This window comes from Parashewanella curva (assembly GCF_003675895.1).
GTDB classification, from domain to species: Bacteria; Pseudomonadota; Gammaproteobacteria; order Enterobacterales; family Shewanellaceae; genus Parashewanella; species Parashewanella curva.
Map to the genome: position 1 here is coordinate 1 of NZ_ML014773.1, position 13,360 is coordinate 13,360.

7 protein-coding genes and 1 pseudogene are annotated in these 13,360 nt (G+C 39.8%); 4 read left to right on the forward strand and 4 right to left on the reverse strand.

Annotated features, from left to right (window positions below; translation table 11 throughout):
- The 3 genes and pseudogenes from D5018_RS21675 to D5018_RS09425 form a co-directional block, all read left to right on the forward strand.
- Window positions 1–413, forward strand: a pseudogene (locus D5018_RS21675) (IS21 family transposase); the annotation flags it as partial.
- Window positions 414–424: 11 nt separating this feature from the next.
- Window positions 425–1,162, forward strand: a complete 738-nt coding sequence (istB, locus tag D5018_RS09420) for an IS21-like element helper ATPase IstB (protein ID WP_121838756.1) — start codon at window positions 425–427, stop codon at window positions 1,160–1,162.
- Window positions 1,163–1,369: 207 nt separating this feature from the next.
- The gene (locus D5018_RS09425; RefSeq protein WP_121838757.1) at window positions 1,370–1,846 is read left to right on the forward strand and encodes an iron-sulfur cluster assembly accessory protein; all 477 of its coding nucleotides are present in this window, start codon (window positions 1,370–1,372) and stop codon (window positions 1,844–1,846) included.
- Window positions 1,847–2,548: 702 nt separating this feature from the next.
- Here the strand turns inward: D5018_RS09425 and D5018_RS09430 are convergent.
- On the reverse strand, window positions 2,549–5,356 hold the full coding sequence (locus D5018_RS09430; protein WP_416351538.1) for a S9 family peptidase: 2,808 nt from the start codon (window positions 5,354–5,356) through the stop codon (window positions 2,549–2,551).
- 225 nt (window positions 5,357–5,581) lie between these two features.
- On the opposite strand from D5018_RS09430, the gene D5018_RS09435 reads away from it, so the two are divergent.
- Window positions 5,582–6,589 carry an isocitrate dehydrogenase gene (locus tag D5018_RS09435; RefSeq protein WP_121838758.1) on the forward strand — a complete coding sequence of 336 codons (1,008 nt, stop codon included), beginning with the start codon at window positions 5,582–5,584 and terminating at the stop codon, window positions 6,587–6,589.
- Window positions 6,590–7,054: 465 nt separating this feature from the next.
- Here D5018_RS09435 and D5018_RS09440 read toward each other — a convergent pair whose 3' ends face one another.
- The 3 genes from D5018_RS09440 to D5018_RS09450 all read right to left on the reverse strand — a co-directional run bounded on the left by D5018_RS09440 (window position 7,055) and on the right by D5018_RS09450 (window position 12,777).
- Complete coding sequence (locus D5018_RS09440; RefSeq protein WP_121838759.1) at window positions 7,055–10,027, reverse strand: hypothetical protein; 2,973 nt, start codon at window positions 10,025–10,027, stop codon at window positions 7,055–7,057.
- Window positions 10,028–10,153: 126 nt separating this feature from the next.
- Entirely contained in the window at window positions 10,154–10,645 is a 492-nt protein-coding gene (locus D5018_RS09445; protein ID WP_121838760.1) for a thioredoxin fold domain-containing protein, read from the reverse strand.
- The gene (locus D5018_RS09450) at window positions 10,645–12,777 is read right to left on the reverse strand and encodes a TonB-dependent receptor plug domain-containing protein (RefSeq protein WP_243637418.1); all 2,133 of its coding nucleotides are present in this window, start codon (window positions 12,775–12,777) and stop codon (window positions 10,645–10,647) included. The genes D5018_RS09445 and D5018_RS09450 overlap by 1 nt, the downstream gene beginning before the upstream one ends.
- Between the last annotated feature and the right edge of the window lie 583 nt (window positions 12,778–13,360).

Below are 13,360 nucleotides of genomic sequence, written 5' to 3' on the forward strand. Positions count from 1 at the left end.
TGCTTGTCGCACAACATCCCACCAGTTCAGTTGTTGGTAAAAAAAGCACTATTGACGAGCACATGCCTGAAGCTCATCAATACCAAAATTACAAATGGACACCAGAAAGAATAATGAGTTGGGGCAACGCTATCGGTGCAAGTACCGAAAATGTAGTGCAACAACTCATGCTTAAACAGAAGCACCCAGCTCAAGCATTTAACTCCTGCTTAGGGATACTTAATTTGAGTAGACGCTATGGAGATGCTCGGTTAGAGCAAGCTTGCCAAGACGCCTTAATGGCTGAAAAACCTTACTACGGCTTTATCAAAAACCTGCTTGAACACCATCGAGAAGGCAAACTTGTTTCTGATCCGACAACCACGCCCAATATCCAGCACCGCAATGTTCGTGGCCCAGATAGTTACCATTAGGAGGTATGACAATGGAACAGATCAATGAGCAATTTAGAACTTTACGCTTGAGTAATATGGTACATGCTCTAGAGCAACAGCGTGAACAAGCTTCTACGTACAATGAGCTTAGCTTTGAAGAACGGCTAAGCCTTTTGCTAGAGCATGAGATCCTTCATCGAAATCAAAACAAGGTAAAGTCACTCAAGAGGCAAGCCAAGCTGAGGCTTAATGCTCAAATGAGCCAGATAACCTATAAGCAAGGTAGAGGCTTAAATCGAAAAATGATGGCGGAGCTTGGCACTGGAACTTACCTGCATAAACACCAGAATATACTCATAACAGGAGCAACTGGAGCAGGTAAAACCTTTGTCGGCTGCGCCTTGGCCGATCAAGCTTGCGAGCAGTATCAAACAGCCAAATACTTTAGGCTGAGTCGCTTACTTGACGATCTAGCGGCGAGCAAACTGGATGGGAGTTACCAAAAGCTGTTACTGAATCTAGCTAAAAAGTCTCTCTTGATCATCGATGACTGGGGACTTGAGAAGCTTAACCAGGCTCAATCAGGGTATTTACTTGAAGTGCTTGAAGACAGATACCAGCAAAGCAGCACCATCGTTATCAGCCAACTACCAGTGAAAGAGTGGTTCAAGATGATCACCAATGCCACTGTAGCAGATGCCATTTTAGATAGGCTGGTACATAACAGCCACCGAATAGAATTAGAAGGTGAATCTATGCGAAAACTGGATCAATCCGGACACTTGTAGTAAAAATTAGGTTAAGAGAAATCTGGGATCACGACTGTCCGGATGATCCCGAAACCGCTGTCCGGAATGACCGAAATTCGCAATAAGCCGCCAAAATGCCTTTCTATGACGTTAAATCATATCTTATACATATTTATGATTAGTTATTGAAAACAAACTGTTGAAGAATCAACCCTCAAGGTAATAGCTACAGAAAGGTAATTAGTAATGGCTACTTCTGCGGTATCACAAGATTCTGAAGCTCCTAACATAATACAACTCATCGCTGAACAAGAGAAAAGAAGTGAAGATCCCTATTGGTTTATGGGTAAACGCTGGTCTATTAATTTTGTAACACACTCAATAGCAGCATCAACTATCCTGCCTTGCCCTGAAGCGATAGGTATTGGGTTTATGAGTGGTTCAGCCCAGACCGCAATAGAATTATTTTTATCTCAAGAAAAAGAACCTCTTCATGTGGTAGTAGATGCAACTGAAAGTCTTCCAACTTCAATTGGATGTAAAATGGCAGGAGGAGCTTTCCTCTTCCATTTTGTAAAAAATGTATCTCCATCATTTCAATATTCAGCAGCAGCAATGAAAATCATCACTGTTCTGAATTGTGGTGAAATTGTTGAGCGAACAGAGCGTATAATCAATATAAAAGATAAAATTTATAAATGCCTTATAAGGAAGAACGATTAGCCCTAGAAATACTGAGTTTCTAGAGGCCGTATATGGTCTCCTCCAATATTGCAGCATAAAAACCAAACTTCTCCATCCGATTACCTATACTCGTGATACCTGAAGATGCAGGATCTTTGCGAGAATTAATTGCCATTTAGGCAAGATACTTATCCGTAGGAATAGTTATTACCGACATAAAAAACTGTCGTTATTTCATTGTTATTTCAAGGTTAAATAAGGCAATATAAATGGTAATTAAACTCGCACTGCGTGGGCTTTTCAGCGTTGCTCATTCTTTGTTTTGTAAGCTTAAATTATTAGCCCGCTAGCTCTACACTTTCACGCCTCGAATAATGCAACGCTGAATAAGCCCTGAAAGTTGCATCTTCAAGTATCACGAGTATATAACATCATATTAGGGCCTGTTGATCTTTCGTGCTTATTTTTGCAGCGATAAATTGGTTGTCTTATGCAAGGCGGAGTTTGTGTGGTGTGGTTGCCCCACATAAACAAACGATAACGCAGCAGAAGTGACCAATTTACGCTGTCTTCGATGCTTTTGAGCACTCCCTGTTCTATGTTGTGATCAGCTTACTTAGATGGCTAAGCTTCACTGCTCACGCCTTGAACAGAAAAGTGCTCAAACAGCACAAAATTTAAGCCTGAAAGTTCAACAGGCCCTAATCCAGCCACTAAGAGTGTGGCTGGATTAAAGCTGTTCTAATTCTTTTTATATTCATAGTAAGCTTCTCCTTTGCTTAACCATTTAGGGGCAGGTTTACCTTTCAAGTAATGATCAAAGTACTGCATCATCTTAATGCTATAGTCCAGTTTATTTGGGTACTGTTTCAGGTGATGTGGCTCACCTTGATATTGCAGCATCACCACATCTTTACCAGCACGGCGCATAGCCAAATACATTTCAATACCTTGCTCCCATGGTACAGCTCCATCTTTATCACCAAACATGATCATCATAGGCGTCTGAATACGGTCGGCATAAAATACTGGCGAGTTTTCAATGTACTTTAATGGATCAGCATAAAGCGGCTTACCTATACGACTTTGCCCTGATTCATATTGGAATTGACGAGCTAGACCGGAAGCATGTCTGATACCGCTATAAGCACTTGTCATATTAGACACAGGTGCCCCACTCACAGCCGCAGCAAAAATATTGGTTTGAGTAACCGCATAAGCGGTTTGGTAACCTGCCCATGAATGGCCTTGAATACCGATGGCTTTGGGATCTGCTACTCCAATATCAATCAAGTGTTGCACACCTGAAGTCAGAGCTTTAACCGATGAAGACCCCGGATAGCCTACTTCAAAACGAATATCAGGTAAGAATACCGCATAACCATTATCTACAAACCAAGCAAAATTAGGCCTATGGTTTAATTTCATATCTGGGAATGAATGCAACCTGTCACTCATAAAGCGATAATAATAAACTAATACTGGTACACGTTTTCCATCTTGATAATTAGCGGGTTTGATAAGAACACCATCTAGTGATTTTCCATCAGAATTCGTCCATTGAACTAACTCTGCGCTCCCCCAGTTAAATGACTCAATTTGTTTGTTAAGATTGGTCAGTTGTTCGGCTTGCTGCGGATTTAAATAATCTTTCGCAGCAAATAGATCAGGGAAAATATCATAACGCTCTTTTGAATAAATTAATGTCTTAGCATTTTTACTGCGAGCAAGCACTTTTAATTTCACTGGTTCAGCGGTTAACTGCTCAGTTCCACCTGCTAAGTTAAGGCGATAAAAATCATCAGACTTAGTGCGGTCGTTGTATCCTTTTAACAACACTTTTTCATCAGACTTCAACCACGTTGGTTCATCAGTTTTCGCTAAGCCAGTAACTCTATATTGAACCTTTTGTTTACGCCCATTGGTAAGTTTAGTCATCTTACCGCTAGTAATATCTAGACGCCAAATATCGTATTTGTCATAGACTAATAGCGCCTTTTCACCGTCAATCCACGGGCCAAATCCATATCCTGGCGGGTTAGATGGATAATCATGGTCTTCGTTTGCAAATCCAACTTTTAACCCCTTAGATACATTGGTTTTGGTTTTGCTGGCAACATCATAAAGATAAATATTACCAAGGTAGTAGTATGCTAAGTAATTGCCTTTAGGTGATAAAGACGGCTGCCAATAAGTTGGATATTGGGTTAGCACCTTAGTTTGTTTACCAGAGTCGATATCAACGAGGTAATAGTCACTATAGAAACCTGCCCAAGTGATCATTTTTTGATAGGGTTTATCGGTTTTGGCTAATAATCGAGTTGGCTGCTCACTCAGTTGCACGTTTTTAACCTGAGTGTCACCCAGCTGAACAATGTCTTGTTTCTCAAGATCAAACACAGCTAAATAAGTACGCTTTAATTCTTTTTTATATTGTTTGATTTCATTTGGCTTAATCAGTGGATCATCGCCATTCCACACTCTAAGTTTGCGTTCATCATCAATAATATTGACATTGTATAAGTCATCAACATTGTTAATTTTCGCTAAACTTAATTGCTGACTGACTTCTGGGACACGTCCGAAAAATAAACGCTTACTATTTTTCGAAAACGATAACGTACTATAACGGTTTATTTTCCAATCTGAATTATTGCGAATCGGAGTAACTTTGTTATCGGCTAACGACACAAGGTTTAATTGATATTCTCGTCCATAAGGTAAGTCTTCGGCTTTACCAGAGGTAAAAGCCGCCCACTCACCATTATTTGATGTTGCTACGCTACCGATTTGAAGGCTATCTGACTTAAATAATGTTTGTGTTTGGTTACTCGATAAACTAATTCGGTCTAACTTATGGACTTTACTTTTAATGTCATTAATAGCTAGAACTAGGTTTTTACCGTATTTATCAAAATGATAAGCCGTGACGTCTTTGTATTCTCTGGCATTACCTTTTGCCAAGGCAATTAATTTTATCGTGTAGCCTTGGTCAAACTTATCAACCTTTACTTTATCATTAGATACCGACTTACCTTTTTCAGTTTTTTTAGATTCGACAGCTCTATCGTCTTTATTTTTGTCTTCATTAGCAACATCAAAGCGAACTAACAGGTGTGACCCCGTTTTATTAAATTCGAACGAGTTTACTTTTTCGAATACTTGCTGCTCACCTGATTGCGTATCAAGTAAGATAAGCCCAGATTTAAGCTTTTTCTTTTCTTTAGCATCTGCCATTACTTGTTTCAGCAAAGGAACGCTCTTAACCATCGCCACAAAACGACCATCGGCACTGATTTTCGGTTTGGCTGCATCCTTGATATCAAAGGATTTACTAGAATTAAGTACCTTAATAATAACGCGGCTATCGCCTCTATCAGGCTTAGCTTCTACGGCCAAAGTTGAACCATTATCAGAAATTACTGGCTTAGTTAATGATTCAAATTTCATTATATCTTGGAGTGTCAGCGGCTTTGCAGCCTCACTCACTGGAACCATGACTACCGAAGCAGTCACCATTAGTGCAGCGGCGAGTTTAGAAAACTTCACGTCATCCTCTCTTTTTATTAATTAGGAGTGGTTTTAACTAGATAATCTCACAATATTGAAAAAAGAACGATATAGCTCACTATTTTCTGTCAAAAAAAGTGAAATCTGTTTAAAATATGTGGTCATACCATAAGGTCATAAATTATTTTGGTTTGCATAGAAAATCAAAAATAGTGACATTCATTTGCACAATAAATTAAAAAATACGCTGTTGAAGGATATTTCATGTCTAAACGTACAATTACCGTGATCCCTGGCGACGGGATTGGCCCAAGCATTATTGATTCTGCTCTAAAAATCCTAGATAAAGTCGGTTGTGATTTTGAATATGAATTTGCTGATGCTGGTTTAGTTGCCCTAGAAAAGCACGGTGAGCTACTTCCACAACAAACTCTAGATTTAATTGAAAAAAATAAGATCACCCTAAAAGGTCCATTAACGACTCCTGTTGGCGGTGGCTTTACTTCAATTAACGTAACTTTGCGTAAAAAGTTCTCTCTATACGCAAACGTTCGTCCAGTGCACTCTTTTAAAGGTACTCAAGCCCGTTACGAAGACATTGATATCATCACCATTCGTGAAAACACGCAGGGCATGTACTCAGGTCTTGGTCAAACCGTTTCTGAAGATGGTTGCACAGCTGAAGCTATGTCTGTTATCACTCGTGAAGGCGCTGAAAAGATAGCCACTTTTGCTTATGAGCTAGCGCGTAACGAAAACCGTAAAAAAGTAACTATCGTTCACAAAGCGAACATCATGAAGTCAACTTCTGGCCTATTCCTAAAAGTAGCAAAAGAAGTAGGTGAGAAGTATCCAGACATCAAAACCGAAGAAATGATCGTTGATGCAACATGCATGAAACTGGTCATGAATCCAGAGAACTTCGATGTAATCGTAACCACTAACTTATTCGGTGACATTCTGTCTGATCTATGTGCTGGTCTTGTTGGCGGTCTAGGTATGGCGCCTGGTGCGAACATAGGTAAAGATGCCGCTATCTTTGAAGCAGTACACGGTTCAGCGCCAGATATCGCAGGTCAAAACCTAGCAAACCCTACTTCAGTGATCCTAGCTTCTATCCAAATGCTTGAGCACTTAGGCATGGCAGACAAAGCAGAAAAAATCCGTAAAGCAGTAGCTGATGTGATTGAATCAGGCGATCGTACGACTCGTGACTTAGGTGGTACTCACGGTACGACTGACTTCACAGATGCAGTACTAGAAAGGCTATAAGTATTTTTTGCTTTTGGTTTAATAACAGCTTTGACTTAAGAATAATGTCAGTTAGTTAAGCTAAAATCCGTCATACCTGCGAAGGCAGGTATCCAGTTCTTTGTTTGAAAAAGTCAAAGGCACTAGGGGCGTTCTCAATTAAAGACTTTTTGATTTGTTACAGCCTAAAATTCGCAAAATCAAGGCACGAAAAATGAAGTTTAGTGAACTAAACGAAAGATGAGAAACGAAGAGTTTGCGAATTTTAGTCGTAACCCGTAGGGCTGCGTTTATTTTGTGTTTAAACTGCGTTGTCAAATGTTTATGTAGAGTAACTACACCGCACATTTTCCGCCTTGTTTAAACACAAAATTAACAGCAGCAAATCAAAAATCTAATTGGGAACGCCCCCTAGGCTCCTGCCTACGCAGGAGCGACGACAAAAATTCTTAACCGACCAATATTACTTGACTTGTTTGAGGTTTTTTATGGCTCTCTTTGTTTTAATTTTTCATAAACAAACTTAAGAAGTTCATCATTCATTTCTCTACCGATAATATCCGTTGCTCTTAATCCCATTGCATAAAAATACTGTCTTAGCTCTTGATATTGTGCCGCATATTTTGCTGATTGAGTCGAGTCTGAAAAGTCTTGACAAGCGAAATAATATGTCAACAAAAAGAAAGTCTCCATAATACGACAGCGTCTTTGATGTTTAGCTTTGGGTGATTTTTCATCCTCATGACGAGAGTGATATAGCTTTTTTAATTGATTTAACCCAGTAATTCCAGCCCTTGTGATAGATATCGAGGCACCGACAACGATTCCAGCTTCCGCAGTAACACCGCCTATTTTTAGTCCTTCCCCTAAAATTTCACCTAGGTTAAACGCGATTTCATAGGCATTTCGTAAAATGCGTTTACCACAAATGGACTTTAATTCTCTGACGAGCTCATAGCGTTTTGCTTCTAAAATATCAGAGAGCGAAACTTGATAAAGTCTATCAGCGCTATGTGTTATTTTTTCAGCATCTTGAGTAATGTACTCTAACTCTTTAATATTAGTCTTTCCTGAAGTATAAAACATCACGTTTAATTTCCGATCGACACTTAAAATTTGCTTAAGCCGATGCTTAGACTCTGAAAGTTCACTGTAAGAGAATGCGCTATCGGCTAAAAAAATGGCCCGCTCTGTAATGGTAATAATGTTTAAAAGAATACCTAATCCAGGTATTGCTTGAGCCACACCTAACGTTGACTCCTCAAGAAGATTCAATATCCCTTTTGTGGCTTTTAGTAAAGTCCGTATGATCCTAAGCAATTGTTTTGCGAACCCAGCTCCTTTTTTTAGAATACCAACAGCGCCTTTATTTTCTAACGGACCAAAGACTGGATCTCCTTCCGTGAACTCTTCAACTAAATGACAGATGTCAACCACCATATGTATCACCTCATTGATACAAGTTTGGATCTCATTGACTATTCCACAGCCGCTCGCAATACCTTCGGCAACCTCTTTTATAGTTCCATGGGATACAAAAGCAGCAAACCCTGCCCCCAACTCTCCTGCTCCGAGAATAGCACCAGCAGCAGCTGACAAGCTATTTGTCGCCGCATCTATACTCTCAAACTTCCACCCTTTTATTACGTCGCGTCCTTCCATCAGTAGTTGAACTAATTGACCGACTTGCTGCAATACTCCAGAGGCTTGCTCAAGATCTCCTTCCATGTGGAAGCTTTCTAGATCTGAGTTCATTTTATCTAGTGCAGATTGATAACCACCTAACGAACTCGTATCGGCTAACTGCTTATTTTTTTCTCTAAATTTTTCTACATGAGCATGAACTTCATTTTTAACGTGTTGCCATTGTTTTTGCGTCTCTTCTTTTTCTTGCTGGTGTATTTCACGTAATTTTTTTTCGGCGAGGAATAAGGTGGGATCCCAGCCTATTTTTTCTCTGGCACTTACCGTTTTGACTTGCTCAATCGCTTTATGCCATAACCTTAAAGCATGGTTGAGTTCTCCGACACTACTATAAGTATCACTAGGCCGTGGTGGTAATACTTCTTCAGTTGATGCCACAACAACAGGCACAGAATCACCTGAGACTGTCAATTTAAGGTGAGGATCCGGCAATAGAGAGTGTTTTCGAGTTTGAATGGCATCTCGGTAACTTTGATTAGTCTCTGCTACAACCTCTGCACGCTTTTTGATTTGCTGCTTTTTTTCTTGATAGTTTCTGAAAAGTAAAAGCTTCTTTTTAACATTGTCCAGTTCCTGCCCTTCTAACTCTCTAATGGGGGAAATCGCTGCGGCAGATGACTCCGAAGAAAATACTGAGGATCGCCTACGAGCATCGGAGACGGGAACCTCTTCATTAATTAGCAAGGGTGCAAGATCTTGCCTTTCAAATCGTCCAAGCAGTTTTTGTTCTAATCTTTCTTTTAGCAACTGAGGACCTTCATCAATTGTTCGAGCTGCGACCTGCATCGTATGAGCAACCCAACCCTCTACCCTCTCTGAAAAAGGCTTATGCGGTACTTCAAACGTAGCAGGAAAATATTCCTCCATTTCACCCTGAAGTTGCTCATCTAGTTCAGCGACATTATGTTTAAGCGCTTCAATGCCTGCTTTTTCTGTTACTTCCCAACGCTCTTCTGCAATGGTTTTAGGCAAATTAATTTCTGATTGAGACCTAACTCTAGGCTTAGAGCCCCTCCTAATTTTCATTTTTGCAAGTATTTCTACATCAAACATTGTCGTTTGCTGTGGAGAGCCCGCACCTACAAATAGATCATCTTCAAGAGGCTCAACTTCCGACAAATCAGCTACTTCAACAACATGACCAATCTTATTATCGAGTAATTGACCCAACGTAGGTTCTGAATAAGATTCCGTTTCACGAGCAATAAAAACCAAAAGAGGCTCACCTTTTATTTCAATATGCTGCCTATCAGTTTGCTCCTTTAATTTGAGAAGCACATCTTGCCGAATGGGACTAAAATCGTCCCATGGCTTTTTCAGTGCTAGCTCAATAACGGTATCGCCATTCCCATCGAGTTTTGTCAATTCGATCAGGGGAATTAGTTCTCTAATAACGTCAAGACGCAAATCAAAGTCTACTTCAAAGTAATCTATGTCCTTGGAAAATAATATGTGAAGTAATGTTTGACGCTGCGATGACACACATTGAAGTGCTTTATGCTCACCCTTTTGCTTTAAGTGGGCGACAAAAAGGTTTAATTTATTGTATTCAGAACACTTAGCTAAATGAATTAACAAAGGCTCCCCTTTCACTACAAAGTCCAAACGAGTTTCAGGGTTCATTTTTAGAAAATCTATGATTTGTTGTTGTTCACCATCAATCAAACAGCATCTATCTTCTTCATTAAATGATTGCTGTGCACTGAGATGCTTGTGTTGGGGGGGCGGACTGAGTGGAACCGTAGGAGTGGACATATCAAGGTCGCTACAAGTAAATAACACCTTGTAGCACATAGATATTTATGCATAAATTCAATCTATATCTAGGGTCAGCTTTTCGTCAGTTATGTATGTCATTTGTTGTCACTTTACTTTCAAAAATTACAGCTTGCACCTTCCCTTTGACAGTAGCTTTATGGCATTTTTGAATTTATCTGGCTGAATATAACCTCTTCGTTTAGCAACTTTATTGCCAGTTTCGTCATAAAAAATCGTCGTAGGCGATGCTTTAAATCCACCAATTTTTCTTAAAAAGACCTTACTGGCTATGGCAGCCTGTAGACCTTTATCGTAATACTTTAGACTTCTTTTTAGTTGCCGCTTAGAACCATTGGTACCAATTAAACTGATGTGAAATTGTTGTTGGCACTGTTGCTTAAGCTGAGTCAGTTGTTGTGCTTGCTTTTTACACCAGCTGCATTCGGGTTGAAACAGCATCACCACAGATAGTTTACCCGGTTGAGCAACGTCAACCTGCTCTTGTCCACCTCTAAGAGACGGTAAGGTCATATTCATTGCATGAGTATTGAGGGAGAAAACACAAGCACTCAAAATAAGTACTTGTGTTATTGAGTAAGCTAAGCGAGATAACATTAAAGTTTGACTTCAACGCCAGCATAGATTTCACGCCCATGAAGTGAGCCATAAATATAGGCTACGTCATAGTCACCATTGGCATCGAAGAACAACGGTGAATCACCGCGTTTAATTTGAGTTTCTTCAAAAATATTCGAAACTCCGGCATAGATTTTTGTGCTTTCAGTTAGCTGATATTGCGCTTTGATATCTGAAATGGAAAATGCTGGACCATGCAGAGTTTTCTTGGTGTTCTTATCGCCTCTTTTGTTGTAACCCTCGTAACCATACTTAGCCAAATCTTTACTACCAAACCACACTGTTGACCAAAATACTTTTAGATTCTCTTTTTCATATTGAATTTCAAAGCTTGCGCGTTCTTCAACAGGTGCGATTGAATAGGAAGAACGGAAGTTCTTGTCGTATACGAATTTCTCAATACTGGCATTTACTGTCCAATTATCATTGATGGTATAACCTGCGGTAATATCGAAGGTGGTTACCGAAGCGCTGTCTTTTAGCTGAGTCAGTAAAGGAACTCCTGAATCCGTTTCTTCAAGACTAGCAAGGTTATCAACTTTAGAGTGAGCAACCGAAGTAGTGATGGCTAAGTCATCGGCATCGTAAGCTAAAGAGTAACTGGCTGACAGTGATTCTTCTAAAGCATGGATATCGATTTTATAGCCTTTATTGGCATCCAAAATACCGTGATCCGTTTCAAAAAATGACAATGGTGCGCGGTAACCACGTCCAGCTGAGAAACGAGAAGTTAATTCATCACTATGAAAATACCGCATATCTAAACGAGGAGCGATAAAGGTTTCTTCAATCTCTACTCCCGTCTTTTTAGGATCAACAAAGTCAGCCATGACTCTATCGACACGAACAGCTGTTGCGATTTCTAATTCATCTAGTGGAGTCCATGTACTTTGGAAAAATAAACCTTTAGTTTCATAGTCAAATGAATCACTTTGATATTTCGGATTATCTTCTAACGCTTTTGTAGAAGAACGCATTTTTTCATGACGAATATCCAAACCATAAGTCAGCGATAACTCATCGTTATACTCAGTATCAAACTTGGCTCGAGCATAAGTCATCTTATCGTTAGCTTGATAATCAATGCCTTCATAAAATGAGTCTTGCAAATGCTTTGCATAACTCACAGCAAACTCAGCAACAGTTGCATCCGTTAATTCAGAAAGGTACTTAATGTAAGCTTCATCACGAGAGGTTTTAATCCACTCGGTTGTTTCCCATGGTTTGCCTATGTATTTTTTACGAACGTCATCATCTTCAAACAAGTGCTCAGATTCTTTTTTATCGTAACTGGCAATCGCTGCACCAATAGATTTCACATTCTTGCCAATAACTGGGCCACCAAAAATTTCAGATTGAACCTTAGAGAGTCGAACTTGGATATTACTGGAGTCTGAAACATCTTGGCTGATAAGTGCGGTTAGCGATTTGTTCTCAATAAACGGCGCTTCACTCACACCATTGTCATCATGGTCTTCCTGATCTTGTTTATCATACTGACCAACCAAAGTGAGAGCCGTTGTACCGTCTTCTGATACGCCTGTTGCCATTGTTTTAATTGCGGTAAAGTCATGTGAGCCTTTAGTGATATCAACAGCAACCTGATTATCATACGCTTGCTTGGTGATAATATTTACCGTGCCACCAATAGCCTCTGGCGCAATTAAGGATGCACCAGCACCACGAGCAACCTCAATTCGATCAATACCTGTTGTAGCAATGGCATCAACACCATAAAAACCAGAAATAAGTGTATGGGTTGGTAAACCATCAACCAAAATCGTCGTATGCTCCCCTTTCATGCCGTTAAGCATAATGCGCTTAACACCACACATAGAGCACTCATTAGACACGTTAACACCGGGTTCGTTATTAATCGCAGCGGTCAGGTTTAACGCATTTTTATTTTCGATCATTAACGAATCAAGCACTTCGGTCTTCTGAATAACATCTTTTAAGCGACCAGCTTGCTCAAGTTTACGACGTACACCTTGCACTTGAATCACTTCAATGTCTTTATCAGCAGCTTCCTTTTCTGCGGCTTCAATTAAGGTTGGAGTTGAAAAAAATGACACTGCCAACATGGCAGAATATAGAGGTGATAACTTCATAATGGACTCATACTTAATATTGTGGCGTCAAAAACGAGCGTTAATCTAATTCATTCTCATTAACGTTGAATTGACCAATATCAAGGTAGGAAGTCATCTTGAAACAAAAAAGCTATGATTTTCACCATAGCTTTACATGTGTCACAAAATACAACCTTGATTTTCTCAAGAAAAGGTAAAAAAATTGGTTAATGCTTTTTTGACTTCACGGGTTGGATTCCATAAGAACAGTAATGTTTTCTCACTAAAATTTTTAGCATCAGGGATACCTTTTTTATCTTCTATACTCGTGATACTTGAAGATGCAACTTTCAGGGCTTTTTCAGCGTTGCATTATTCGAGGCGTGAAAGTGAAGAACTAGCGGGCTAATTTAAGCTTTCACAACAAAGAAGAATCAACGCTGAAAAGCCCACTCCGTGCGAGTTTAATTGACATGCTCCCCGTCTCGGGGCTTGTCACACAAGGTATCACCAGCGCATAGGCGAACGAATTAAATAAGATTTTTTGCTCTATTTGATTGATTTTCTCTAGAACTGCAGTTATAGCCTCGTCATCTTTTTCCACTTGCGAAGATGGTGGTAC